This is a genomic window from Janthinobacterium sp. PSPC3-1 (genome assembly GCF_049896105.1).
Taxonomy (GTDB): domain Bacteria; phylum Pseudomonadota; class Gammaproteobacteria; order Burkholderiales; family Burkholderiaceae_D; genus Janthinobacterium.
The window spans coordinates 46,190-70,309 of record NZ_JAFCTQ010000008.1 but is presented as its reverse complement, the minus strand read 5'-3'; the positions used below and the strand labels follow the sequence as shown (position 1 = coordinate 70,309).

Annotated in this window: 24 protein-coding genes and 1 other RNA gene; 15 read left to right on the top strand and 10 right to left on the bottom strand. The window is 61.6% G+C overall.

The features are described from left to right. The first annotated feature begins 5 nt into the window (after positions 1 to 5). From ACP7B7_RS11015 to ACP7B7_RS10995, 5 genes are all read left to right on the top strand, one after another. Complete coding sequence (locus ACP7B7_RS11015; RefSeq protein WP_308923925.1) at positions 6 to 1,076, top strand: DUF475 domain-containing protein; 1,071 nt, start codon at positions 6 to 8, stop codon at positions 1,074 to 1,076. Positions 1,077 to 1,230: 154 nt separating this feature from the next. Then, positions 1,231 to 1,806: a TerD family protein gene (locus tag ACP7B7_RS11010; RefSeq protein WP_308923926.1), complete on the top strand. Its 576-nt coding sequence runs from the start codon at positions 1,231 to 1,233 to the stop codon at positions 1,804 to 1,806. Positions 1,807 to 1,996: 190 nt separating this feature from the next. Next, positions 1,997 to 2,692 (top strand): TIGR00266 family protein, encoded by a 696-nt coding sequence (locus ACP7B7_RS11005; protein ID WP_308923927.1) that lies wholly within the window; start codon positions 1,997 to 1,999, stop codon positions 2,690 to 2,692. Positions 2,693 to 2,730: 38 nt separating this feature from the next. Further along, positions 2,731 to 3,312, top strand: coding sequence for a TerD family protein (locus ACP7B7_RS11000; RefSeq protein ID WP_308923928.1), 582 nt, complete (start codon positions 2,731 to 2,733; stop codon positions 3,310 to 3,312). A gap of 80 nt (positions 3,313 to 3,392) precedes the next feature. Next, complete coding sequence (locus ACP7B7_RS10995) at positions 3,393 to 3,611, top strand: YqaE/Pmp3 family membrane protein (protein ID WP_426076762.1); 219 nt, start codon at positions 3,393 to 3,395, stop codon at positions 3,609 to 3,611. 86 nt (positions 3,612 to 3,697) lie between these two features. On the opposite strand, the gene ACP7B7_RS10990 is transcribed toward ACP7B7_RS10995, so the two are convergent. The 4 genes from ACP7B7_RS10990 to ACP7B7_RS10975 all read right to left on the bottom strand — a co-directional run bounded on the left by ACP7B7_RS10990 (position 3,698) and on the right by ACP7B7_RS10975 (position 8,114). Then, entirely contained in the window at positions 3,698 to 4,201 is a 504-nt protein-coding gene (locus ACP7B7_RS10990) for a zinc ribbon domain-containing protein (RefSeq protein ID WP_426076697.1), read from the bottom strand. Positions 4,202 to 4,314: 113 nt separating this feature from the next. Continuing rightward, a complete protein-coding gene (locus tag ACP7B7_RS10985) occupies positions 4,315 to 6,636 on the bottom strand; it encodes a CPBP family glutamic-type intramembrane protease (RefSeq protein ID WP_426076696.1) in 2,322 nt (773 codons plus the stop codon). Next, positions 6,633 to 7,376, bottom strand: a complete 744-nt coding sequence (locus tag ACP7B7_RS10980) for an ABC transporter ATP-binding protein (RefSeq protein WP_308923930.1) — start codon at positions 7,374 to 7,376, stop codon at positions 6,633 to 6,635. The genes ACP7B7_RS10985 and ACP7B7_RS10980 overlap by 4 nt, the downstream gene beginning before the upstream one ends. Positions 7,377 to 7,421: 45 nt before the next feature. Next, entirely contained in the window at positions 7,422 to 8,114 is a 693-nt protein-coding gene (locus ACP7B7_RS10975) for an ArsR/SmtB family transcription factor (RefSeq protein ID WP_308923931.1), read from the bottom strand. Between the two features lie 76 nt (positions 8,115 to 8,190). Here ACP7B7_RS10975 and ACP7B7_RS10970 point away from each other — a divergent pair, with 76 nt between their 5' ends. Together ACP7B7_RS10970 and ACP7B7_RS10965 are read left to right on the top strand one after the other, a co-directional pair. Then, complete coding sequence (locus ACP7B7_RS10970; RefSeq protein WP_308923932.1) at positions 8,191 to 9,162, top strand: cytochrome P450; 972 nt, start codon at positions 8,191 to 8,193, stop codon at positions 9,160 to 9,162. Further along, positions 9,159 to 9,512: an antibiotic biosynthesis monooxygenase family protein gene (locus ACP7B7_RS10965; RefSeq protein WP_308923933.1), complete on the top strand. Its 354-nt coding sequence runs from the start codon at positions 9,159 to 9,161 to the stop codon at positions 9,510 to 9,512. The genes ACP7B7_RS10970 and ACP7B7_RS10965 overlap by 4 nt, the downstream gene beginning before the upstream one ends. On the opposite strand, the gene ACP7B7_RS10960 is transcribed toward ACP7B7_RS10965, so the two are convergent. Beyond that, positions 9,502 to 9,951, bottom strand: coding sequence for a hypothetical protein (locus ACP7B7_RS10960; RefSeq protein WP_308923934.1), 450 nt, complete (start codon positions 9,949 to 9,951; stop codon positions 9,502 to 9,504). The two genes, ACP7B7_RS10965 and ACP7B7_RS10960, sit on opposite strands and share 11 nt — an antisense overlap. Positions 9,952 to 10,124: 173 nt before the next feature. On the opposite strand from ACP7B7_RS10960, the gene ACP7B7_RS10955 reads away from it, so the two are divergent. Beyond that, entirely contained in the window at positions 10,125 to 10,388 is a 264-nt protein-coding gene (locus ACP7B7_RS10955) for a hypothetical protein (RefSeq protein WP_308923935.1), read from the top strand. Between the two features lie 65 nt (positions 10,389 to 10,453). Here ACP7B7_RS10955 and rpoH read toward each other — a convergent pair whose 3' ends face one another. The 4 genes from rpoH to ftsY form a co-directional block, all read right to left on the bottom strand. After that, positions 10,454 to 11,344 (bottom strand): RNA polymerase sigma factor RpoH, encoded by an 891-nt coding sequence (gene rpoH / locus ACP7B7_RS10950; protein ID WP_094443304.1) that lies wholly within the window; start codon positions 11,342 to 11,344, stop codon positions 10,454 to 10,456. Positions 11,345 to 11,821: 477 nt separating this feature from the next. After that, positions 11,822 to 12,742, bottom strand: coding sequence for a permease-like cell division protein FtsX (gene ftsX / locus ACP7B7_RS10945; RefSeq protein WP_308923936.1), 921 nt, complete (start codon positions 12,740 to 12,742; stop codon positions 11,822 to 11,824). Next, complete coding sequence (locus ACP7B7_RS10940; protein WP_308923937.1) at positions 12,739 to 13,482, bottom strand: cell division ATP-binding protein FtsE; 744 nt, start codon at positions 13,480 to 13,482, stop codon at positions 12,739 to 12,741. Before ACP7B7_RS10940 ends, ftsX begins: the two co-directional genes overlap by 4 nt. Before the next feature lie 13 nt (positions 13,483 to 13,495). Next, positions 13,496 to 14,554, bottom strand: a complete 1,059-nt coding sequence (gene ftsY / locus ACP7B7_RS10935) for a signal recognition particle-docking protein FtsY (RefSeq protein ID WP_426076695.1) — start codon at positions 14,552 to 14,554, stop codon at positions 13,496 to 13,498. Between the two features lie 1,429 nt (positions 14,555 to 15,983). On the opposite strand from ftsY, the gene ACP7B7_RS10930 reads away from it, so the two are divergent. Beyond that, on the top strand, positions 15,984 to 17,084 hold the full coding sequence (locus ACP7B7_RS10930) for a porin (RefSeq protein ID WP_426076694.1): 1,101 nt from the start codon (positions 15,984 to 15,986) through the stop codon (positions 17,082 to 17,084). Positions 17,085 to 17,239: 155 nt separating this feature from the next. After that, positions 17,240 to 17,797: a hypothetical protein gene (locus ACP7B7_RS10925; RefSeq protein WP_308923940.1), complete on the top strand. Its 558-nt coding sequence runs from the start codon at positions 17,240 to 17,242 to the stop codon at positions 17,795 to 17,797. 9 nt (positions 17,798 to 17,806) lie between these two features. Here ACP7B7_RS10925 and ACP7B7_RS10920 read toward each other — a convergent pair whose 3' ends face one another. Next, complete coding sequence (locus tag ACP7B7_RS10920) at positions 17,807 to 19,504, bottom strand: thiamine pyrophosphate-binding protein (protein WP_308923941.1); 1,698 nt, start codon at positions 19,502 to 19,504, stop codon at positions 17,807 to 17,809. A gap of 175 nt (positions 19,505 to 19,679) precedes the next feature. Here ACP7B7_RS10920 and rnpB point away from each other — a divergent pair. The 5 genes from rnpB to ACP7B7_RS10895 all read left to right on the top strand — a co-directional run bounded on the left by rnpB (position 19,680) and on the right by ACP7B7_RS10895 (position 24,115). Further along, positions 19,680 to 20,019, top strand: an RNA gene (rnpB, locus tag ACP7B7_RS10915) — RNase P RNA component class A. 627 nt (positions 20,020 to 20,646) lie between these two features. Continuing rightward, the gene (mraZ, locus tag ACP7B7_RS10910) at positions 20,647 to 21,075 is read left to right on the top strand and encodes a division/cell wall cluster transcriptional repressor MraZ (RefSeq protein ID WP_308923942.1); all 429 of its coding nucleotides are present in this window, start codon (positions 20,647 to 20,649) and stop codon (positions 21,073 to 21,075) included. Between the two features lie 9 nt (positions 21,076 to 21,084). Then, complete coding sequence (rsmH, locus tag ACP7B7_RS10905; RefSeq protein WP_308923943.1) at positions 21,085 to 22,068, top strand: 16S rRNA (cytosine(1402)-N(4))-methyltransferase RsmH; 984 nt, start codon at positions 21,085 to 21,087, stop codon at positions 22,066 to 22,068. Further along, entirely contained in the window at positions 22,065 to 22,337 is a 273-nt protein-coding gene (ftsL, locus tag ACP7B7_RS10900) for a cell division protein FtsL (protein WP_094443314.1), read from the top strand. The genes rsmH and ftsL overlap by 4 nt, the downstream gene beginning before the upstream one ends. Then, positions 22,334 to 24,115, top strand: a complete 1,782-nt coding sequence (locus ACP7B7_RS10895) for a peptidoglycan D,D-transpeptidase FtsI family protein (RefSeq protein ID WP_308923944.1) — start codon at positions 22,334 to 22,336, stop codon at positions 24,113 to 24,115. Before ftsL ends, ACP7B7_RS10895 begins: the two co-directional genes overlap by 4 nt. The last annotated feature ends 5 nt before the right edge of the window (positions 24,116 to 24,120 follow it).

Here is a 24,120-nt window from a genome sequence, read left to right as displayed (position 1 = left end):
AATTGATGAAGCATTTTAGAGTGTCATTTTTAGTGACATTTATCTGCCTGGGCATCTCGGCCTGGTGGGGCTACACGCATGGCGGCGTGTCCACCATGCTGTCGGCGCTGGGTATTGCCGTGATCCTGGGCATCATGGAAGTGTCGCTGTCATTCGACAATGCGGTCGTCAATGCTTCTGTCCTGAAAAACTGGGACAAATTCTGGCAAGGCCTGTTCCTGGGCGTAGGCATCATCATCGCCGTGTTCGGCATGCGCTTGCTGTTCCCGCTGGTGATCGTGGCGCAAGCGGCCGACCTCGGTTTGCTGGAAGTATGGAACCTGGCGCTCAGCGACCCGGAACAGTATTCGATGCACCTGACGAATCACCACGCGGAAGTGGCGGCCTTCGGCGGTATTTTCCTGCTGCTGGTGTTCCTGAACTTCCTGCTGGACCATGAAAAAGAAACCCACTGGCTGGGCCGCTTCGAAGAAAAGCTGGGCGCGCTGGGCAAGGTTTCCTCGATTTCCGTGATGATCGCGCTGGGCACCCTGATGGCCAGCCTGAGCATGATAGACGAGGGCCAAAAACTGGTGGTGCTGACGGCGGGCCTGTGGGGTATTTTGACCTACGTCGGCGTCGACGTGATCAGCGGCTTGCTGGAAGGCGACAACGGTGACGGCAATATGGGCGACATCGTCAAGCGCGGCGGTATCGGCGGTTTCCTGTACCTGGAAGTGCTCGATGCATCGTTCAGCTTTGACGGCGTGATCGGCGCGTTCGCCATCACCAAGGACGTGGTCATCATCATGCTGGGCCTGGCCATCGGTGCGATGTTCGTGCGGTCGATGACGGTGTTCCTGGTCCGCAAGGGTACGTTGGATGAGTTCGTTTATCTGGAGCACGGCGCGCACTATGCGATCGGTATCCTGGCCGTGATCATGTTGGTCAGCATGAAGTTCCATGTGCCGGAGATTTTCACGGGCCTGATCGGCGTGGCCTTTATTCTCGCCTCGCTGTGGTCGTCGATCCGCTACAAGCGCCGGATGGCGCTGGAAGAAGACAAGCCTGACGTGCTGGAATCAGCCAAGGCATAGCAGGTCTAAAAAGAATGCGCGGCAAACGACCACACCGGTTTGCCCGCCAGCAGCAGCAAGCGTCGCCGCCGGCCCGGGGAGTCGGGCCGGTGGAGGGCGCCAGGTGTTTGTATTACGTATGCGGTACCTTCATTTCATATAGGAGAAATACATCATGGCAATCAGTCTGCAAAAAGGCGGCAACGTCAACCTGAGCAAGGAAGCTCCCGGCATCACCAAGATGACCATCGGCCTGGGCTGGGATGCGCGCGCCACCGATGGCGCCGCGTTCGACATCGACGGTTCGGTCTTCCTGCTGAAAGCGGACGGCAAGGTCCGTGCCGACGTCGACATGATTTTCTACAACAACCTGAAGTCGAGCGACGGCTCCGTTACCCACTCGGGCGACAACACCACCGGCGCCGGCGATGGCGACGATGAAACCGTCACCGTCGACCTGTCGACCGTGCCGGCCGAGATCGACAAGATCGCCGTCTGCGTGACGATCCACGATGCCGAAGCGCGCAAGCAGAACTTCGGCATGGTCTCGAAAGCCTATGTGCGTTGCATCAACGCCAATGGCAACACGGAAATCGCCCGCTTCGACCTGTCGGAAGACGGCTCGGCCGAAACGGCGATGGTGTTTGGTGAAATCTACCGCAACGGCGCGGATTGGAAATTCAAGGCCATCGGCCAGGGCTACAAAGGCGGTCTGGGTCCACTCGCAGCCTCGTTCGGCGTCGGCGTGTAAGGTCACCACACCAAACCTACTGCGCGGTGCAATTTGCGGCCGGCGATGCTCGCTGTACTAGAGTACAGCTGCGCTTCTCAGCCACAACTTGCATCCGCTCGCTACGGTTTTGTGCGGTGCCGATACTGTAGTAAAACATTCCGATGCTGATCACCCCATCATCATCAAAGCCAGGAAAGGAACAGTTTGTATGCCAGTTTTTAGTGTCACCGGGGATATCGACCCGTTTCTGCATGTATCGCTGGCCAAGGGCGAGAAGATCTATTGCGAATCCGACGCGATGGTGATGATGGAAACCAATCTTGAGCTGAAAGGCAAGATGACCGGCGGCCTGGGCGCTGCGCTGATGCGCACCTTTGCCAACGGCGAGTCCTTCTTTCAGCAGCATGTCGAGGCCTTGCGCGGCGATGGCGATTGCCTGCTGTCGCCGACCTTGCCGGGCGCCATGCGCGTGCTGGACGTGGGCGCCCAGCAATACATGATCAGCGACGGCGCGTTTGTCGCGGCCAGTTCCGGCGTGGAACTGAAAGTGCGCACGCAGAGCCTCGGCAATGCGCTGTTTGCCCAGAGCGGTGGTTTCTTTATCACCGAAACGGCCGGCAGCGGCCAACTGGCGGTGTCCGGTTTTGGCGCCATGTCCGAACTGGACGTGGTGCCCGGCAAGGACGTGGTGATCGATAACGCCCACGTCGTGTGCTGGGACAGCCGCCTGCAATACGAGATTTCCATCACGACCGGCAGCAGCGGGGGATTTTTGGGTAACCTGATCAACAGCCAGACCAGCGGTGAAGGCATGGTGCTCAAATTTACGGGCACCGGCAAGATATTGATCTGCTCGCGCAACCGCGCGGCCTTTCTGGCCTGGACCCAAAGCAAGCCGGCGTAACCGTCAAGTCAACAAGCAACCAAACAGGAGCAATGCGTATGTCTGTCAATTTGAGCAAGGGCCAGAAGATTTCTCTGGACAAGGAAGCTGGCACCAGCCTGTCCCGCATCACCATGGGCCTGGGCTGGGATTCGGTCAAGACCAAGGGTTTCCTGGGCTTCGGCTCGAAAACCGAAGCGGTCGACCTGGACGCCTCGTGCGTGCTGTTTGATGACAGCAACAAGGTGTCCGATATCGTCTGGTTCCGCCAGCTGAAAAGCAAGGACGGCAGCATCGTTCACACGGGCGACAACCGTACCGGCGCAGGCGATGGCGACGACGAGCAGATCAATGTCGACCTGGCCCATGTGCCGGCCGGCGTGAAAAGCCTGGTGTTTACCGTCAACAGCTTCACGGGCCAGAACTTCTCGCAGGTGGAAAACGCCTATTGCCGCATTTTGAATGCCAGCAATAACCAGGAAATCGCGCGTTTCAACCTGTCGGTCCAGGGCGCCCACACGGCGCAGATCATGGCCAAGCTGTACCGCCATAACGGCGAATGGAAAATGCACGCGATCGGCGAAAACGGCAATGGCCGCACTTTTGACGACCTGATGCCGCAGATCACCGTGCATTTATAAGGAGCAGTACGCAGCGGGCGGGGGACGGACCGGATACCGGCTTCTGTCCGCTGCTCTTGATTGAAGGAGAGTATGTCGTGATGCGATTGCTGATAGCCTTGCTACTTCCGTGTCTCACGTTTTTCATGTTGCGCCGCCCACTGGCCGGCGCCACCACCCTGGTCATGCAGTGCACTGTGATCGGCTGGGTGCCGGCGGCCCTGTGGGCCCTGTATACGGTGAACCAGCATAAAACGGAGCGCGAACTGGAAGGCGCATTAAGCCGCAGCTACTTACGCAGGCGCAGCCGGGTGATCTGATCCCGGATTCGCTTGACTATCCTCGCAGATAAGCCCGCACAAGCATGTGCGGGCTTTTTTGTTTTGCGTGCTGGCCAGCACAATTGCTACTCATCGCTCTTGGCAGGACTATTTTCCTCTTGCATCGTTTCCGGATCGTTGGAATTTTCCGCGATCGCGGCTGCAAGTTCCGGCGAGAATTGCTCAATTTTACTTTCCGGAGCGATAGCCAGGTAAGCAATCAACATGACGCTTGCCAGAAAGCTGATGACTACGACGCTTATTGTGATGCTGACGCCCCACAGTGACCACTTTCTCTGTACGCGATTGAAGTGTTCAACACTGTCCCAGCGACCATTCTTCCACGCCATTTCGCGGCCCTTGATACCGAGCCAGATGGCGATGCCGATACCAAGATAGGGTACCAGTGCAAGCAGTCCTATCCAGGTACGATTGCCGATCGCCCAGATCCAGTTCAGCAGGAAGGCACCCCAGCTCCAGCCGGCGATACCGGCGGGCAGGGCGACGCCTGGGGTGCAACTGGCGCCGCAGTTGGTGCAAAATTGCGCATTTCCTTCTGGCAGTTGGGTACCGCATGCGGCGCAAAACATGGTGGCTCCTTCAATTGTCAACGGTGGTGGGTAGCTGGCATTGTTCTACCCGGCGCCACTTCTTGTCTTGATTGCAGACAAGATAATCGTTGCTTCAAGAAAAGGAAAAAACGCTACATGCTTGCCTGGCAGGCCAGCATCGCCGCGTTATAACTTGCGTGCACCAGCATCGGCGCCAGCAGCGAGCCGCTCTTCTCATAGGTCCAGCCCGTGCACAGACCCAGCACGAATACCGGCAGCATCGAGGCCGGCGGATGCATGATGGCAAAGACCAGTGAGCTGGTCACGATGGCCTGCCAGGCTGGCAGCGAGCGGCGCAGTCCGCCTTGCAGCAGGCCACGGAAAATGAATTCCTCGCACAGCGGGGCGGCCAGCACCGCCAGCGCGCTCAGCCACAGCCAGCTCCACTTGCCATCGAGCAGGGGTGAGACGGGAGGGGCAAGGCCATAGGCGTGCAGCAACATGGTAGAGCCGACGCCGAATACGGCGGCCAGCGCCGCGCTGCCCAGCGCGAGGCGCCACGTTGAGTGCCCTTGGAATATGCGCGGCACGCCGGCCGCCTTGCTGCGCCAGTAGACCAGGCGTGCCGCTATATAGGTCAGCACGCCAGCGATGCCGAAGGCCAGGGTGGCCTGTTGCATCGTCGTGTGACCTTTTCCCGGAAGTATCAGCAAGACCAGCACTTGTGCCGCGAAAAACAGCATCGCGGCCATCAGGCCGTCGGCGCCCGAGACACGCGCCGGCGGCAAGGCGGCCGGGTCCAGCAGATACGGCACTGCGTCACGCGCCTTTTGCCATAGCGCCACCGCCAGCGCGCCCGTGAGCACCACGAACACCAGCTGCTGCAGCACGCTGCCGGCCGCCAGCGCGGCGATATACAAACCCGTCAGCAGCAGGTACAGATACATGTATGCGGGGCGCATTTTTGCTGCCGCTTCGGTGGCCAGCGGGTCGCTGGCAAACACGCCCAGCGCCACGCCGATCACCGCATACAGGGGAATGCCGGCCAGCGCCAGCAGCATCAGGCCCGCCATGTCCCAGCGCCAGGCCGGCATCCATGCCAGCGCCACGCCGAACATGATGAGGGGATAGAGCATCGCCAGCACAGCCCACAGCCGGGCCTTTTCGCGCAAGGCCTGTTCCACGCCGGCGGGGAAGGTGTACAGCAGCCACAGCGCGCCGCCTTCCTTGTTCAGGTTCTGGAAGGCCGACATCATCAGGGTATAGGTGCCGAGAAAAAACCCGGTCGACGCCACCAGGGCCGGACTGTCGAGCAGTTCGCGCACATCGTGCAGGCGACCGGTGAAGACCACCTGGCCACCCAGTATCAGCAGGGGCAGCAACATGGTTTGCACCAGGAAATTGCGGTCGCGTCCGAGCAGGGTCAGTTCGCGCCGCTGGATCACGCTGCCGATCTGCCAGCGGCCGGGCGGGACCGGCACGGGCTTGTTGCCCGCCTTGCGCACGCCGGCGCGCTGGCCTGAGCCGACCACGCCGTGACGCAACTGGCGGCGCAAGATCGCCATGCCCAGCGCCAGCAAGACGATCGACTGCGCCAGCAAGGCGCCAGCCGCCAGCAGGGCGGTACCGGTATCTTGCGCATTGAGCATGGTCACCACCAGGCCGGGCGGCATCCAGGCGCTCCAGGCCGGCATGGCGGCGGCCCAGGCAAACGCAAAGCCATCCTTGCCCATGCCGAACGACATGCCGGCATACATGGGGGCCAGCGACACGATGGAAATCATCGCCTGCAAATTGCCCAGCTTCGATGGCGCCAGCGACAGGCGCAGGCCCGTGTCGACCAGGGTGCGCAGCATGGCGGCCAGCAAGAGCAGCGCCAGGCTGACGGCCAGCGCCAGCAGCGGCGAGAGCCAGCCATGGCCCGAATACCAGGCAACCATGGTAGTGGTGGGCAGCACGGCCAGCAGGCCGGCCGGATTGACCACGCTGCGCTCGAACACGCGCGCCCACAGCAGGGTAGTTACCGGAGCGGGCAGGGTGACCAGCCATTCCAGGTCCCAGTCGGGGCGCGCCAGGTCGCCGGTACCCAGCGGCACCAGCACGCTGACCAGCCACAGCAAGGCCAACTGAAACGTCAGGCCGGCCAGCAGCACCGCGCTGAACGGTGTGGTGCTCAAGTGTGCGATCACGGCCGGCATGGCGTGATGCAGGCCGCAAGCGGCCACGGCGTCGAGCTGGCAGTGCAGATTGAGCACGCTGTTGCGGGCCATGTGCCCAAACGAAAACAGCATGGGCGCCATCAGCAAGACGCCCACGAGCCAGCGGCCGCGCCGTTTGCCCGGCGTGGCCGCGCGGCTCTTGCCGCCTTGAGCGCGCTGGAACAGCAAGGCTGAACCGCTGAGGTTGAGCAGGCGCTGCAGGCGCAAACGGATCAGCAGCCAGATCGCCCGCAAGGTCGAGGGCGGGGCCATCATGCGGTGCTGTCCGCAGCGCTCGCCTCATCGGTCAGCTGCAGGAAAATATCCTCCAGGCTGCCGGCGCTGGCCAGTTGCTGGCGGATCTCGTCCAAGCTGCCAGTGGCCGCCAGCGCGCCACGGTGGATGATGGCGACCCGGCTGCACAGCTTTTGCGCCATGTCGAGCAAGTGGGTCGAGACAAAGATGGTGGTGCCAGCGGCGGCGATGCGCAGCAAACGCTCCTGCACGTCGCGCGAGGCGCGTGGATCGAGGCCGTTGATCGGCTCGTCCAGCACCAGCACGGCCGGCTCATGGATCAGCGCGCAGGCCAGGCCCAGTTTTTTCTTCATGCCCAGCGAGTAATTCACGGCGAAATCCTCGCTCGCTTCGTCGAGCCCGAATTCCGTCAATAATCGTGCAGCGCGCGCGGCGGCCTCCGTACGCGGAAAGCCATGCATTTCGGCGACGAATTGCAATATTTCTCGTCCGCGCAGGTAGTCGTAGAAGATCGGATTGTCGGGCAAATACCCCACCTTGCGCTTGACGGCCGCGCCATCGCGGTGGCAATCGAGGCCGTCGATCAGCACGCGCCCGCCGCTCGGCACCAGAATGCCCATCAGCATGCGGATGGTGGTGGTCTTGCCGGCGCCGTTCGGCCCCAGGAAACCGAAGACTTCGCCGCGCTCCACCTGCAGGGTCAGTGGCTTGACGGCGTCGAAACTGCCGTAGCGTTTGGAGAGTGCCTGGAACTCGATCATGGTGCGCCTTGCCAATCAACTCAATGCACGATGATAACGCCCCGCTCAGCTGGCGCCAAATGCGGCCAGCAAACGCTGCTGGCCAGCGGCCGTGACCTTCAGCGCACGGCTGTCGAGTTCGCGTTCGGCCCAGCCCTGGCGCAGCGCCAGTTGCAGCACGGCCGCACCGAGCGCGCCACCGAGATGAAAACGCCGCTCGCTCCAGTCCAGGCAGGCGCAGGCGAAGCGCCGGCGCTGGCCGGCCAGCGCCGCCGTGTCGACGCCGAGCGCCGCCATGCCGATCTCGCCCGCTACGCTCAATCGGTAGTTGCCGTCGTCGCCGCGCAACCAGTCCTGCGCCAGCAGCTGGTCGTGCAGAATGACCGCCACCGTGCCGGCCATATGGTCGTAGCAGGTGCGGGCATGGCGCAGGCGGTCCGGCGTGGACGGCGTAAACACGGAACGCGGCAAACCGGCCACCACCAGCAGCGCCTCGAGCGCTTGCGCCACCTCGCCGCTGGCCAGGCGGTAATAGCGGTGCTTGCCCTGCGCCACCATCGACAGCAAGCCGTCCTTGCACAAGCGCGTCAGGTGGGCGCTGGCGGTCGAGGCGCCCACCTCGGCCAGCACGGATAGTTCCGTGGCCGTGCGCGCATGGCCGTCGAGCAGGCTGCACAGCATGCGCGCGCGGGCCGGTTCGGCAATCGCGCCGGCCAGTTGCGCCAGGCCGGCGTCGGCAGTGCTCAGATTGACATCCATGATTCGTCCCCGGGCGAAGTGTTGAAGCGAAAGGACCAGCATACTCGCCTCCATTCATCAACGCAACGGAGTTGCCATGTTCCCCCACGATCCCGACCATATGCTGGCCGCCGTCACGCACGCCGCGCCTTTTGATTACTACCGCCGTCTGGCCGAAGGGCCACCCTTGCGCTTCGACGCCGGGCTGGACTGCTGGCTGGCGGCCGGCAGCGGCGTACCCGCCGTGCTGGAGCACCCTGACCTGCGCGTGCGGCCAGCCGGGCAGCCGGTGCCCTTGCACCTGATCGGTACTGCTTGCGGCGCGATTTTTGCCGAGCTGGTGCGCATGAATGACGGCGCGCGCCATGCAGGTCCCAAGCGCTTGCTGATGCAGCGACTGGCAGCGGTGGACCTGGTGCGACTGCATGACGATACGGCGCGTCTTGCCCGCGCCCATCAGCCTGGCAGCGCCGCGCAATTGAACCAGCTGATGTTTGATCTGCCGCTGTTTGCCGTGGCGCAGTTGCTGGGCTTTGCGCCGGCCGATTTCGCGCACATCGCGCGCTGGACCCAGGAGCTTGTCGCCGCGCTGCCCGTGGGCGCCGACCGCGCCACCATCGCGCGCGCCGAGCGGGCGGCCAGCGGTTTGCAGGCGGCGTTCGCCTGCTTGCTGCCTGACGCTGACGCCAGTCAAAGGGCCAACCTGATCGGCTTGCTGACGCAGACCTGCGAGGCGACGGCGGGTTTGCTGGGCAACAGCGTGCTGGCGCTGCGCACCGGGGCGCCCACGCTGGCGATCCACAATACGCGCCGCTTTGCCGCCTGTGACGTCGAGCTGGAAGGCGTGACGATACGCCAGGATCAACTGATCGTGGTGCTGCTGGCCGGCGAAGGGCTGGGCTTTGGCCACGGCGTGCACCTGTGTCCGGGGCAGGCGGTGGCGCAAACGATCGTCGCGGCGATATTGGCGGCCTGGTCCGGTGCGCTGGGGCGCTTGCCGCTGGACTGGCATTACCGCGCCTCGCCGAATGCGCGTATTCCTGTGTTTGCTGCAGCGGAGGCCGCGTGATCGCCGTGATCTTCGAGGTATGGCCCAGCGCGCAGGGGCGCGCGGATTACCTGGCGCTGGCGGCGGCGCTGCGGCCCTTGCTGGACGAGGTCGACGGCTTTATTTCCATCGAACGTTTCAGCAGCCTCAGCGATCCCGACAAATTGCTGTCACTCTCGTTTTTTCGCGATGAGGCGGCGCTGGCGCGGTGGCGGCAGCTCGAAGCGCACCGCGCGGCGCAGGCCGCAGGCAGGCACGGTGTATTCGACGATTACCGGCTGCGCATCGCCGGCGTGGTACGCGACTATGGCATGCGGGACCGGGTGCAGGCGCCGTCGGACAGCCGTTGCCGCCACGACCCTAGTGCTTGAGCGTGCCTTGCGTGATCTTGACCTTGACGCGGTAGGTGGGAATCGCCGCATCGACGGGCGGCGGCGTGGCCGGATCGACGTCGAGCAAAGTGAAGGTCAGGTGATTGATGGTGATGGAACTGGCGCCATTCGGCATCGAATCGGACAATACCAGGTCGGTGGCGCCGGCGCTATGGAGCAGGGTAAAGCTGTAACTGACATAACCTTTCCACACGCACACGGCGCCGGCGCGGCAGCGGCTGTCGTTGACACGGTCGAGTTTCAAGGTGTCGGTGGCGGTGATGGCGACCTGCTCGCCGGGCGACAGCACATGGATCACGCTGCGTGGCGTATTGCGCGCGTCGCCGGTGCTGGTGGCGGCGCCGCAGCCGGCCAGCAGGGCCACGCTCAGCCACAGGGGCAGCAGGAAGGTGGGGAGGCGGTGATACGGATGATGCATATGGTTCCTTTCAGATGGCGTCCTTGCTTGTAGCCTTCACGGATAAGATGGGTTGATCATAACAAGATGATATTTTCGCGGCGCGCGACTGGCGCGGCCTTGATATGAGGCAATGCCGGCCGCTAACGGTGGCGATCGCGTAGAATGGCTGTTTTGAAAATCAGGAAACAACCATGAAAAAAACCGCCCTGGCGAAAAGCGATGCCAAGAAGTTGATGGGAAAGATGAATGTTCCCGGCGCCGGCGCCTTCGGCAAGGAAGCGGTGGTCGTCGACCGCCGCGAACAGCGCAAACGCGACCAGGCGCTGGGCCTGGTGCCGTTCGCCGTCAAGCTCAACAGCGAGCTGGTGTTGCAGCTGCAAACCCTGGCCAAGGAGCGTGGCGCGGACTTGAACGAACTCGTGGCCGAGGTGCTTGCCAAAGGCCTGGCAGCCTGATGGTGGCAAACCATTAAAATCAAAAGGCGCCATGAGGCGCCTTTTTACTGCGTGCTGCCTATCACTTAGACGTACGCGGCCAGCGCGCCCTTCATTTTTTTCAGCGCCGCCACTTCGATCTGGCGAATGCGCTCGGCCGATACGCCGAACTCTTCAGCCAGCGCGTGCAGGGTGGCGCCGGAGCCGTCGTCGTTGGCCAGCCAGCGCGCTTCGACGATGCGGCGCGAGCGGGCGTCCAGCTTGCCCAGCGCCGTTTCCAGGCCTTCCGATTGCAAGCGCGTCACCTGTTCCGCTTCCAGTACCTTGGTCGGCTCGCTTTGCTCCGACGACAGGTAGGCGATCGGCGAAAACTTGTCGTCTTCATCGTCGGTCGGCGATTCCAGCGCGATGTCGCGGCCGCTCAAGCGCGTTTCCATTTCGATCACTTCTTCGCGTTTCACGTCCAGCAGCTTGGCCAGCGCATCGATCTGCTTCGGCGTCATCGCGTCCAGGCCGGTCTTGTGGCTGCGCAGGTTGAAGAACAGCTTGCGCTGCGCCTTCGTCGTCGCCACTTTGACCAGGCGCCAGTTTTTCAGGATGTACTCATGCATCTCGGCTTTCACCCAGTGCATGGCGTACGACACCAGGCGCACGCCCTGGTCCGGGTCGAAACGCTTGACGGCTTTCATCAGGCCGATATTGCCTTCCTGAATCAGGTCGGCATGCGGCAGGCCATAGCCCAGGTAGCCGCGGGCGATCGACACCACCAGGCGCAAGTGCGACAGCACCAGTTCCTGCGCGGCGGCCAGGTCATTTTTTTCGCGCAAGCGCGTCGCCAGCGAGATTTCTTCATCGTGGGTCAACATGGGCAGACGGTTCACGGCCGAAATATAGGCGTCGATATTGCCCAGGTTGCCGGTGAACCCAAGGTTCAGCGCATTATTTTTGGTGGGAACCAATGCGGACATCGTAGTCATGTTTACTCCTCGTAGTCTTGCTTGTTCCATACGGCCCTGCCACGCGGCAGGGACCAGTTTCATTCTTTTTACTGTATCCGGTCTTGCGGTTTGCAGCGCGCGGCGCCATCTTCATCTGGCGACCCTGGCCTCGCTGCTCACTGGTTTGACATATATTAGCACTCTCTGGTGGAGAGTGCCAATCAGCTCATCCAATCACTCCGATAGCCAAAATACTATGACGTTCGAAAGGCTGATGGTGTCTGGGTAATGCAGTCTTGCATGGGGGACGGCGCCAGTGTGCGCCGATTGTGGCTGACTTGAAAGTGCTGCACAGTAGCCCATGGCAACTATGGCAGAACTGCATATCATTCCCTATGGCAATGTCAATATTCTACGCAGGCTAACTGAAGTGAGCCTTAAGAATACTTGTCAAAAATCAAGGGTATTGCAGGAGGAGGGCATGGGACGGCACCAGAGGCACCGTCCCGTGTGGCGTCAGTTGACTCGCGCCAGGTGGCGCTGCACGCACAGGAAGGCGCCGATCAGGCCCAGGCCGGCGCTGACGGCCAAGAGGCCCGCCATCGGCAGCGGCGCCAGCGGCGTCATCTGGAATTCGGAGGCATACAGGCGCGCAAATTCGGCAATCGCGGTATTGAGCGGTTGCAGCGCCAGCGCCACGGCACCCAGGGCCAGCGCGCCGGCGCACAGGCCCAGCAGGGCGCCCGTGTAATAGAACGGGCGATGGATAAAGGTGTCGGTGGCGCCGATCAGTTTCGAGATGCTGATCTCGTCGCGCTGCGTCATCACCTGCAGGCGGATGGTATTGAACACCACCGCGATCACGGCCACGCCGAGGGTAATGGCCAGCAGCAGCAGCACCAGGCGCAGCACGCCCAGCAGCGCGGCCAGACGCTTGACCCAGGCCGAATCGACTTGTGCCGATTCCACACCGGGCAGCTGGCGCAGCAGTTCGGCCACCGCATCGACATCCTGCGCTTCGGTGGCGGTATTGAAGGCGTTCAGTTTCAGTACGTAACTGTCGGGCAGCGGATTGTCGCCCAGGGTGTTGAGCACGTCAGCCAGGCCGCTCTTGCTTTTTAGCGACTCGAGCGCGTCTTCGCGCGGAATAAAGACGATTTTCGCTTTCGGGTCGTGCACGATCTTGCGCATCTCGCCGGCCAGGCCGCTCGCCTGTTCGCGTGGCGTATCGATTTTCATGAACACGCTGATTTCCGGATCGACCGACATCTGCTCGGACATCGGGCGCACATTGTCGAGCATGGTCAGGCCGGCAAACGGCAGCGACAGGGCAATCGCCACCACCAGCACGTTGAGCAGGAAGCCGCCGGGCGACTTGCGCAAATGAATCAGCGCCGAACCGAGCGCAAAGCGGTGTTGGCGGAACCAGCCTCTCATGCGTCTTCTCCCTGTATATCGTCGGCATCGGGCTTGGGTGCAAAATCGGGGTCGGGCGTGGCGAACACGGGTGCCTCGGTGGCCTTGTCGATGGCCACCAGCTGGCCGTTTTTCAGGTGGATCACGCGGGCGGCCGCGTCGAGCATCTGTTCGTCGTGGCTGGAAATGAGGCAGGTCACGCCCACCGAGTGAAACGCTTTCAGGGCCTCGAGCACCTTGTTGGCGCTGGCGCGGTCCAGGTTGGCGGTCGGCTCGTCGGCCAGGATGATCTGCGGACGGTTGACGATGGCGCGCGCGATCGACACGCGCTGCTGCTCGCCGCCGGACAGCGACAGCGGCCGCGCCAGCGCGCGGTCGAGCAGGCCGACCTTGTCGAGCGCGCGGCGGGCGCGCTGTTCGGCCGCCGCCTTGTGCGCACCGACCACCAGCAGCGGCAACATGACGTTGGCCAGGATGGAGCGGTCGTTCAGCAGTTTTTGCTGCTGGAAGATCAGGCCCATATTGCGGCGAAGAAAAGGCACGCCGGCCGGTTTCAGCTTGGCCATGTCCTGGCCATTGACGATCAGCTTGCCCGAGGTGGGGCGCTCCATGGCGGCGATCATTTTCAGCAGGGTGGACTTGCCGGCGCCGGACGGCCCCGCCAGGAACACCAGTTCGCCTTTGGCGATGCTCAGCGAAATGTCGCTCAGGGCCACCGCATCGGAAGTATATTGTTTGGAGACGTGCTGAAATTCAATCATGTGATGGGCAGGTTTATCCGAGCAAGGCTTCGACAAATTCGGCAGCCACGAAAGGCTGCAAGTCTTCAATTTTCTCACCGATGCCGATGAAATACACGGGCACCGGACGCACGCGGGCGATCGCCGCCAGCACGCCGCCCTTGGCGGTACCGTCGAGCTTGGTAATCACCAGGCCGCTCAGCTGCAGGGCGTCGTCGAACGCCTTGACTTGCGTCAGCGCATTCTGGCCCGTATTGCCGTCAATCACCAGCAAGGTTTCATGCGGCGCGCCTTCCATGCCCTTGCCGATCACGCGCTTGATCTTTTTCAGTTCTTCCATCAGGTGCAGCTGGGTCGGCAGGCGGCCCGCCGTGTCGACCATCACCACGTCGATTGAGCGCGCCTTGGCCGACTGCACCGAGTCGTAGGCCACGGCGGCCGGGTCGCCCGATTCCTGCGAGATCACGGTAATGTTGTTGCGCTCGCCCCAGACCATCAGCTGCTCGCGCGCGGCGGCGCGGAAGGTGTCGCCGGCGGCCAGCAGCACCGATTGCCGGTTCGACTGCATGTGCTTGGCGAGCTTGCCAATGGTGGTGGTCTTGCCGGCGCCGTTGACGCCCGAGATCATCATCACCAGCGGCTTGTGGCGGCCCAGTTCGAAACGTTTTTCCAGCGGACTCAAGAGATCGATCAGCAGCACTTTCAAGGCGGCCTTGACGGCGGCGGCGTCGAGCACCTTGTCTTCCTTGACTTTCTTTTTCAGGGCCGTCAGCAGGTAATCGGTGGCGTCGATGCCGGCGTCGGACATCAGCAGCGCCGCTTCCAGCTCTTCATACAGGGCGTCGTCGATCTTGGCGCCGACAAACAGTACCGACAGGGTATTCGAGGTTTTCGACAGGCCGGCCTTCAGGCGCGTCATCCACGATTTCTTTTCCGGCTCGGCGGCCACGATCACGGGTACCAGTTCGGCCGGCGCGCCGGACAGGGCGCCAGGCTGGGACGGCGGTGCCACCGGGGCGGCAGGAATGACAGGTTCGACGGTGACGGGCGCTGCCTCGGGAGAGGCGGTTTTTTTCTTGAAGAAACTAAACATGGGTATGTGGTGGCGGGTGCTTGCGCTTGGCCCGGCGGCGCCGGACGCTATGGATCGGCCTATTCTACCAGAGCGTGCCCGCCACTTCACGGATTGGCAACATTGCGCGTGCCGCTGGCCAGGCCAGGCTTCCGTGCGCCCGCCCACACTTGCCAGGCTGCGCCGCGCCGCTGCCATGGCCATCAACGGGCATGTATATCCATGGCCATCAACGGGCATGTATATATATGTACCGATTCAGCCGGCGCGCCATGCACGGCAAGATTGAGGATGCGGCGGGCGAGTGCGCGTGGATCACCGGGCGGCATCGGTGCCGCCTGCGCAGGTGCGTGTCGATGCGCGGGGCAGGGCGGCGCTGCACCGCGACTGCCGGAACGTAACCGGGGAAACTGGATGAAAAACTTCCGGTACCCGGTGGTTTCATGCGCCTGCTCAGGCGCGCCCGGCGTTTTTGAAGCGCGAAACAAGCCGTAATCCGTCGGAAAATTTTTTAAAAGAAAAAGAAAATATTGCTGACCAGAACAATAAATCAGTTGATTTACATCAAATTGTCGTTTTTAAGCAACAAAAATGACAAAATATTCAAGAATTAACATTGTAAGAAATTGTTTCAAATGTGTTGAACTTTGCAAGCAAAAGTCGCTGTCATGTTCGCTGTTGCAGCTAGCTCCAGCGGCGCGGAAGCGGGCGAAAATGTTTCCAGCAAGCTCATTTAAATTACCGGAGAGTCAGTAATTTCCTGCTCATTGGGTCTCCTTCCTACATGGCTCAAACGAGCCGGCATTTCTTGCTACGCCCCTCAATCATGCGCCGTTGCACCAAATTGGCGCGCCTTTTGGTGCGTTTTTGGGGCCTCGCCTGCAAAGTTTGACGAGGGGGTGTATGCTTCGTCCCGTTCATCCATTATCACCTTACAAATTGTGTGCATTGTCGCGTAAATAGGTAAGGCCAAATGATGGCTGGAGCATGTTGATGTTTTAATCATGGGTCTGCTACTGTTGCGCTAATACAACGGGTTCCCGAAAGGCATGCGCTATGATGAAATGGTCAATCAGGCCAATGCATTGATTGGCAAGGGGCAGTGGCTCTGTCGCGCAGTACGGTTGGCGATGGTGAGGGGGTCGTAAAACGCCCCAGGCTTGGTACCGGAAGTAACATGTTGGAACTTGATGGAATGCGCAACGATCGTTATAGTGCCGCTTCCGGTGCCGCTTGAGCACCCGAACTGGCGCACGAAATACGGTCTTATGCAGCCTTCAAGCTAATCGGTGCAATAGCGTGCCGAGTCCAATATGACTGTTCCCCCGACCGGAACAGCAGTGGCAGGTGGAGACCTTGCCCTCACTCATAAAAAGCGCTCTGCTAGAGCGCAGCTCGAGATGCATAGGCTGTATTACTTTTTGCTTCAAAAAATTAAAGGAAACATGCAATGAAAAAAACTCTGATCACCCTGGCAGTCCTGGCAGCAGCCACCGGCGTAGCCCAAGCTCAATCGAGCGTTGTCATCTACGGTACCGTTGACGCTGGTTTCGTCAGCGAGCGCGGTGGTGTTAACGGCACCGTGAACAAAGTGGACAGCGGCATTGGTTCGGCCTCGCGTCTGGGCTTCAAAGGCACCGAAGATCTGGGCAATGGCCTGTCGGCTATTTTCCTGTTGGAATCGGGCTTCAGCGTTGACAACGGTCAGCAAGACGTATCGGGTACCCTGTTCAATCGTCAAGCCTACGTTGGCCTGAGCAGCAAAACCACCGGTACCCTGACCCTGGGTCGTCAATACACGCCTTGGTACAACACCCTGTCGAAAGTTGCTGATCCATTCGCAGTTGGCTACGCTGGCTCCGCAAAAAACCTGTTCCCAGCGAACACCCGCACCAGCAACACCGTGATGTACGCATCGCCTAGCTACAACGGCTTTGACGCTGATGTTGCTTACAGCGCCGCTGCCAATGGCAATGAAAACCCGCTGTCGAGCAAAATCGGCCGCAAGGTTGGCGCATCGGCTGGTTACTCGAACGGTCCTTTGAATGCACGTATCGCCTTCAACAGCACCTCGAACGACGTGGCAAACGGTGCTGGCACTGGCGTTGTAGAAGCCGGTAGCGGCCGCAACTGGCTGGCAGCTGCCAACTACGATTTCGCAGTGGCTAAAGCTTATGTCGCTTACGGCGTCAACAAAGGCCTGAACAGCGCAGTGCGCAACAACACCAACCGCCAGGCTTACAGCCTGACCAACCTGTCGGCTGTTGCCAGCAATGACAGCACCACCGCACTGATCGGCGCAACCGTACCAGTTGGTCCAGCTGGCACCGTGATGGCTTCGTACATCCACGTCAACGACAAAGCTGGCACCAACGCCGATGCGAACCAGTTCGCACTGGGCTACTCGTATGCTCTGTCGAAACGTACCAGCACCTACGCTTCGTACGCCAAGATCTCGAACAAAAACAACGCAGGCTTCACTGTTGGCAACAACAGCAATGCCGGTTCGGGCGATCAAGCCTTGAACGTTGGCGTTCGTCACTCGTTCTAAGCTGAACTACGCGCAAGCGTAGTCCGCCACACAGGGTGTCCGCTTGCGGATGCCCGCCGTGATAAAAACGCGCTGTCAGACTATGGTCTGGCGGCGCGTTTTTGCATTTGCGACATCAGTTACAATATTGCTGTTAATAAAGTAGGGGAAATGTCATGTACCAAAGAAATTCGCCGCGCCTGGGCGCCTTGCTGCTGGCCTTGCTGATGATGGGCGCCGCGGACGCCGCGCTGGCCGTTACCAAAGACAAGCAGCCAGCCGGGCTGGCGCGCTATGGCGTGGCCGTGTATTCCGACCTGTGCCTGCAAAAGGACAGCGGCGAAATCGGCGGACAGCGCGTCACCCTGCACCGCTTTGCCGAGGCCGATACGGTCATCTATGAATTCACGGCCGGCTCGCTGAGCTGGCCGATCGTCGCCAACGATGTCAACCTCGACGCCGCCACCGGCGCCTTCGACTTTACCATCGCCGGCGCCGACAATGAAGAACGCACCATCGCCGGCAAGTTTTCAAAGGACGGCAAGACCCTGACCTTGGAAGGCGATTATTGCGGCGGCAATGTGCGCATGCCGATGAAGCTGTCGCGCATCACCGACTTTGGCCGGCCGTTGAAGAATTGCACGCCATGCCCTGCCGTGAAGCCGGCGCCGGAAGAACCGGCCGAACCTGCCGCGCCGGCGGCGCCGGCCAGCGCGGAAATGCCGGTGGCCTGAGTCCGATCCTTATTGCTTCGCCAGCTCAGCTTGGGCGCGGATGGTGTCCAGGGTCGCGTTCGGCGTGATCAGGTTGCCGTCATAGCGCAGCTCGATCAGGGCCGGCAGCCGTTTCTCGCCGGCGTGCGCCAGCGCGCGGCGCAGGGCAGGGGCGAATTCTTCCGTGGCGTTGACCACTTCGCCATGCGCGCCATAGGCTTGCGCCAGCGCCGCAAAATCGGGATTGTGCAAGGTGGTGCCCGAGACGCGGCCCGGGTAATCGCGTTCCTGATGCATGCGTATGGTGCCGAACATCTGGTTGTTGAAGACGATGATCACCACGCCGGCGCCGTATTGCACCGCAGTCGCCAGTTCCTGGCCATTCATCAGGTATTCGCCGTCGCCGGCAAAGGTGATCACCGTGCGTTCCGGCTGCACGATCTTGGCGGCAATCCCGGCCGGCACGCCATAGCCCATGGCGCCATTGGTCGGCGCCAGCTGCGTGCGCATGCCGCCGTAGCGGTAGAAGCGGTGCGCCCATGAGGCATAGTTGCCGGCGCCATTCGTGATGATGGTGTCGCGTGGCGCCTGCGCCATGATGTCCTGCGTGACTTGCCACAGGTCCAGCGGCGCCTGGCCATCCTGGAAAATCGGCGGGCGCTGCTGGTAAGCGGCCAGCTCGGCTTTCGCTTCGGCCGGCGTGTGGCGCCAGGCGGCGGCGTCGACCGGCTCCATCGCGGCCAGCATGGCGCAGGCTGGCGCCATGCCGCTGTTGATCATCAGCTCGGCCTGGTAGACGCTGCCCAGCTCTTCGGCGTCGGCATGCACGTGCACCAGGCGCTGGCGCGGCACCGGGGATGCGAACAGGGTATAGCCGCCGGTGGTCATCTCGCCGAGGCGCGGACCGAGCGCAATCACCAGGTCGGCCTGTTTGACGCGCGCGGCCAGCTTCGGGTTGATGCCGATGCCGACGTCACCTATATAGTTGGGGTGTGCATTGTCGAGCAGATCCTGGAAGCGGAAGGCGCAGGCCACGGGCAGGTGGTTGGCCTCGGCAAAGCGCCGCACATCAAGACAGGCTTGCGCCGTCCAGGTAGCGCCGCCCAGCAGCAGCAGCGGCTGCTTAGCCTCGGCCAGCATGGCGCGCAGCTGGCCGACCTGGCTGCCCGATGGCGACGCCTGCACCGGCTGGTAGGCGCGCGTGTCGGCCACGGTGGCCAGCGCGATCAGCATGTCTTCCGGCAGCGCCAGCACCACCGGACCGGGCCGGCCGCTGGTGGCGACCTGGAAGGCGCGCGCCAGGTATTCGGGGATGCGCTCGGCGCGGTCGATCTGCGCCACCCACTTGGCCATCTGGCCGTACATGCGGCGGTAGTCGATTTCCTGGAACGCTTCGCGGTCGACGAAATCATTGCCGACCTGGCCGATGAACAGGATCAGCGGGGTCGAATCCTGGTAGGCCGTGTGCACGCCGATCGAAGCATTGGTGGCGCCCGGGCCGCGCGTGACGAAGCAGATGCCGGGCTTGCCGGTCAGCTTGCCGTAGGCTTCGGCCATGAAGGCGGCGCCGCCTTCCTGGCGGTTGATGATGAAGCGGATGCTGGACTCGTGCAGGGCGTCGAGCACATCGAGATAGCTTTCGCCAGGCACGCCAAAGGCGGTGTCGACACCGTGGATCTGCAGGGCGTCGACCAGGATCTGGCCGCCGGTACGGGAGGATTGCGTCATGTTCGGCTCTTTATGGCAAGGAGGGTGAAAAAAAGCGGGCAAGCGTGCAGCTTGCGCCATTTTAGGGGAGCCGTTTTCAGCCGGCTTTTGAAATGGCGACACCGAATTTCACAATCGCCCGGCGCACGCCACGGCTTTTTGCGCAATCATGCTGCGGCGCGGTACAATGGCGGGTGAAGCAGGCCAGACAGTCGCTGGCTGGTGCAGCAATGCACCGGCGGGAGGAAGGTCCGGACTCCATAGAGCGGGGTGACGGTTAACGGCCGTCCGCTGAAAGCTGCAAAGTATAAGGCGAGGAACAGGGCCACAGAGACGAGCGTATTAAGTTACGGTGAAACGCGGTAACCTCCACCTGGTGCAATTTCAAATAGGCACGCGATGATGCTGCTCGCGGAGCGTGCGGGTAGAAAGCTTGAGCGCCGGAGTAATCCGGCGCCTAGAGGAATGACTGTCATAGCGCCGATCCGCAAGGCAAGGCGCCGTAACAAAATCCGGCCTATCGGCCTGCTTCACTTGAATTTGCGTTTCCTGGCCAGCCAGGAAGCATCGAAGAAGCCCCCGCAAGGGGGCTTTTTTTATTGCTGTACAGGCAAGTGATACAATAAAGTTGTATATACAAGGCAAGATGATTCTTTATATAAAATTGCTGATTATTAATTAATTGCTGTAATGAAAAAATTCGGCGCAGCTGGAACGCTGGCCTTGAAAAACCTTGTTGATAGACGAAAATAGAACAAATTTTGCTCTAAAACAAGAGAATCACCAGCGCCCCCTGCGTCGGTGCTTGCGCAACGAAACTATTGTTCCACGTCAACTACCTGCAAAAATTCCAATTTTTCCATTTCGTAATTTTCTATGTTTACGGTAGGAAAACACATGTGTGCAGATGAGGTAGCACATTCACTATCTGTCATAAGTATCTAATTTATCGATATATTTTATTTTGAGACTCCTTCAACGATATGCGCTAAGTCCTTAATTTCATTAATAAAATTCAAGTTTTGCCAATCGGAAACCGCTTGACCACCCTCGGTGCTTACTCTAAAGTGGTCAACTGTGTGAAAAAGTGTGTTTTTGTGGGAAATTTTCCCTGGTCAGGGTGACGCCAAAGGCGCCACAGCCCAAGCTCAAAAAGGTCTTACGTGTTTCAAGGCGCGTCCGCTATCAGTCTCGATGCCAAGGGCAGGATGTCTATCCCTGCCAAGCACCGTGACGCGCTCGCCATCCAATGCGAAGGCCGCATGACCCTGACCCGCCACCCCGATGGCTGCCTGCTGTTTTTCCCCCGCTCCGTGTGGGAAAGCCACCGCCAGCAAATCGCCGCATGGCCGATGTCGGCGCGGGCCTGGCAGCGCATCTTTCTCGGCAACGCCGTCGACGTCGAGCTGGACTCGGCGGGCCGCGTGCTGATCTCGCCTGAATTGCGCAGCGCCGCCGGCCTGTCGCGTGAAGTGATGCTGATGGGTATGGGCAGCCACTTTGAAATATGGAACGCCGCCACCCTGGCCGAACAGGAGCAGCAAGCCATCGCTGGCGGCACTCCCGATGTACTCTCCAATTTTTCTTTCTAAGGCTCCGTAATGACACTACTCACGGTGCCGGAATTTCAGCATCGCACGGTGCTGCTTGATGAGGCGGTCGATGCGCTGGACCTCTCGGGCGAACGCGCGCACGGCATCTATGTCGATGGCACGTTTGGCCGCGGCGGCCACAGCCGCCTGATCCTGTCGCGCCTGGCCGCCGATGCGCGCCTGATCGGCTTCGACAAGGACTTGCAGGCGATCGCCACCGCCGAACAGATTCTCGACCCCCGTTTTGACATCGTCCACGACAGTTTCGCCACCATGACGGCCAGCCTGGCCGCGCGTGGCGTGCGGCAGGTGGACGGCATCCTGCTCGACCTGGGCATTTCGTCGCCCCAGGTCGACGATGCGGCGCGCGGTTTCAGCTTCCGCAACGACGGACCGCTGGACATGCGCATGGATACCACGCGCGGCATCTCCGCAGCCGACTGGCTGGCGGTGGAGACCGAGCAGAATTTAGAGAAAGTGATACGCGATTATGGGGAAGAACGGTTTGCTTTTCAGATTGCAAAGGCGATTGTTGCTGGCCGGACAGTGCAGCCAATTTCAAGCACACGACAGCTTGCCGGCATCGTGGCAGGGGCCGTCAAGACCCGCGAGAAGGGTAAGGACCCCGCTACCCGCACCTTTCAGGCAATCCGTATTTTCATTAACAAGGAACTCGAGGATCTCGAGACTGGCCTGAACCAGGCCTATGCCTGCCTGGCGCCCGGCGCGCGCATGGCCGTGATCAGCTTTCATTCGCTGGAAGACCGCATGGTCAAGCGCTTCTTCGCCTCCAAGGCGAATGTCGAGCAGCCCGACCGCCGCCTGCCGATCCGCGCGGTCGACCTGCCGCAGCCGGAAATGAAGCTGATTTCGAAAATGAAGCCGTCCGATGCCGAGATCGAAGGCAATCCGCGCGCGCGTTCGGCCGTGATGCGCGTGGCGCAGCGTTTGCCGCTGCCTGTCTCTTCCTCTGCCACGGGCGGCGCGCGATGACTGGCAAGCTCAGTATCGTGCTGTCGGCCCTGCTGGTCGCCTGCGGCCTGTCGCTGGTCAACGCGCAGTACCAGGCGCGCCACCTGCTGATCGACCTCGAGCGCGCGCAAGCGTTGTCGCGCCAGCTCGATATCGACTGGGCGCAGCTGCAGCTGGACCAGTCGACCCTGGGCAAGCATGAGCGCATCGAAGCGATCGCGCGGCGCGACCTGAGCATGACGCCGCTGACGGCGGCGCGCACGCAATACCTGACGGAGGGCGGTCCATGAAGCTGGGCAGCAACGGCAGCGGCGGCCGCGTGGCGGCCTCGAAAGGCGTGCCCTTCTCGAAAAATCCGGTACTGGCCGTGCGCCTGCCGGTGTGGCGTTCGCGCGTGGTGCTGTTCTGCCTGTTTTTCGCCTTTGCCGGCCTGGGCGCGCGCGCCATGTGGCTGCAGGGCGTCTCCACCCAATTCTTGCAGAAGCAGGGCAAGGCGCGCTATGAGCGCACCCTGGAATTGCCGGCCACGCGCGGCAAGATCACCGACCGCAACGGCCAGGTGCTCGCTTCGTCCGTGCCCGTGAAAGCCATCTGGGCGATTCCCGACGACGTGCTGCAGGCGCCGCCCGAGAAAATCACGGCGCTGGCCAACCTGCTGGAAATGAATGTCACCGAACTGCGCAAGAAGCTCGATTCGGACCGCAGCTTCGTCTACCTGAAACGCCAGGTCGAGATGGACGTGGCCGACAAGATCAACAAGCTGGGCATCGACGGCATCGACGAGCGCAAGGAATACAAGCGCTTCTATCCGCAGGGCGAAGTGATGACCCACGTGGTCGGCTTTACCAACGTGGAAGACGTCGGCCAGGAAAGCATGGAACTGGCGCAGCAGAAAACCCTGGTCGGCACCACCGGCAGCCGCCGAGTGATCAAGGACCGCCTGGGCCATATCGTCGAAGACATCGGCTTCATCCACGAACCACACGACGGCAAGGACCTGACCCTGTCGGTCGACAGCAAGATCCAGTACATCGCGTTTACCCAGCTGAAGGAAGCGGTCGAAAAATACAATGCCAAGGCCGGCGGCGCGGTGGTGCTCGACGTGCACACGGGCGAAGTGCTGGCCCTGGCCAACTACCCGAGCTACGATCCGAACGACCGCAGGAAACTCACCGGCCAGCAGCTGCGCAACCGCGTCATGACCGACACCTTCGAACCGGGTTCCACGCTGAAGCCGATCACGGTCTCGCTGGCGCTCGACACGGGCCGCGTCAAGCCGGGCACCCTGATCGACACGGGCGCCGGCCGCTACACGATTGCCGACCGCACCATTACAGACACCAGCGCGCATGGCGTGATCAGCGTGGCGCAGGTGATCGAAATGTCGTCCAATATCGGCTCTTCGAAAATCGCGCTGGGCATGCCGGCGCAGGAAATGTGGGAGATGTTTACCAAGGTGGGCTTCGGCCAGCAGCCGAAATGGGGTTTTCCCGGCGCTGTCGCCGGCCGCGTGCGTCCGTACAAATCGTGGCGCCCGGTGGAGCAGGCGACCATGAGCTACGGTAACGGCATCTCCGTCTCGCTGATCCAGCTGGCGCGCGCCTACATGATGTTCGCGCGCGACGGCGACACGATCCCGCTGTCGTTCCAAAAGGTCACCGAGCTGCCCGTCGGCCAGCAGGTGATCAAGCCGAAGACGGCGGCCGACATGCGCGCCATGCTGGAACTGGTGGTGTCGGGTCCGCACGGCTCGGCCAAGCGGGCCCAGGTCGCCGGCTACCGCGTGGGCGGCAAGACCGGTACCGCCTACAAGGTGGAAAACGGCCGCTATGCGATGCCGCGCAAATACATCGGCTCTTTCGTCGGCATGGTGCCGATGTCGGCGCCGCGCTTCATCATTGCCGTGATGATCGATGAACCGACCGGCCTGTATCACTACGGTGGCCAGGTCGCCGCTCCCGCTTTCGCGGCGATTGCCACCAACGCGCTGCGCGCGATGAACGTACCGCCCGATTCCTCCGTTACCGAAATCGTGGTTCCGGCCAATGCCGGCCCGGAGGCCATGTGAAGTTA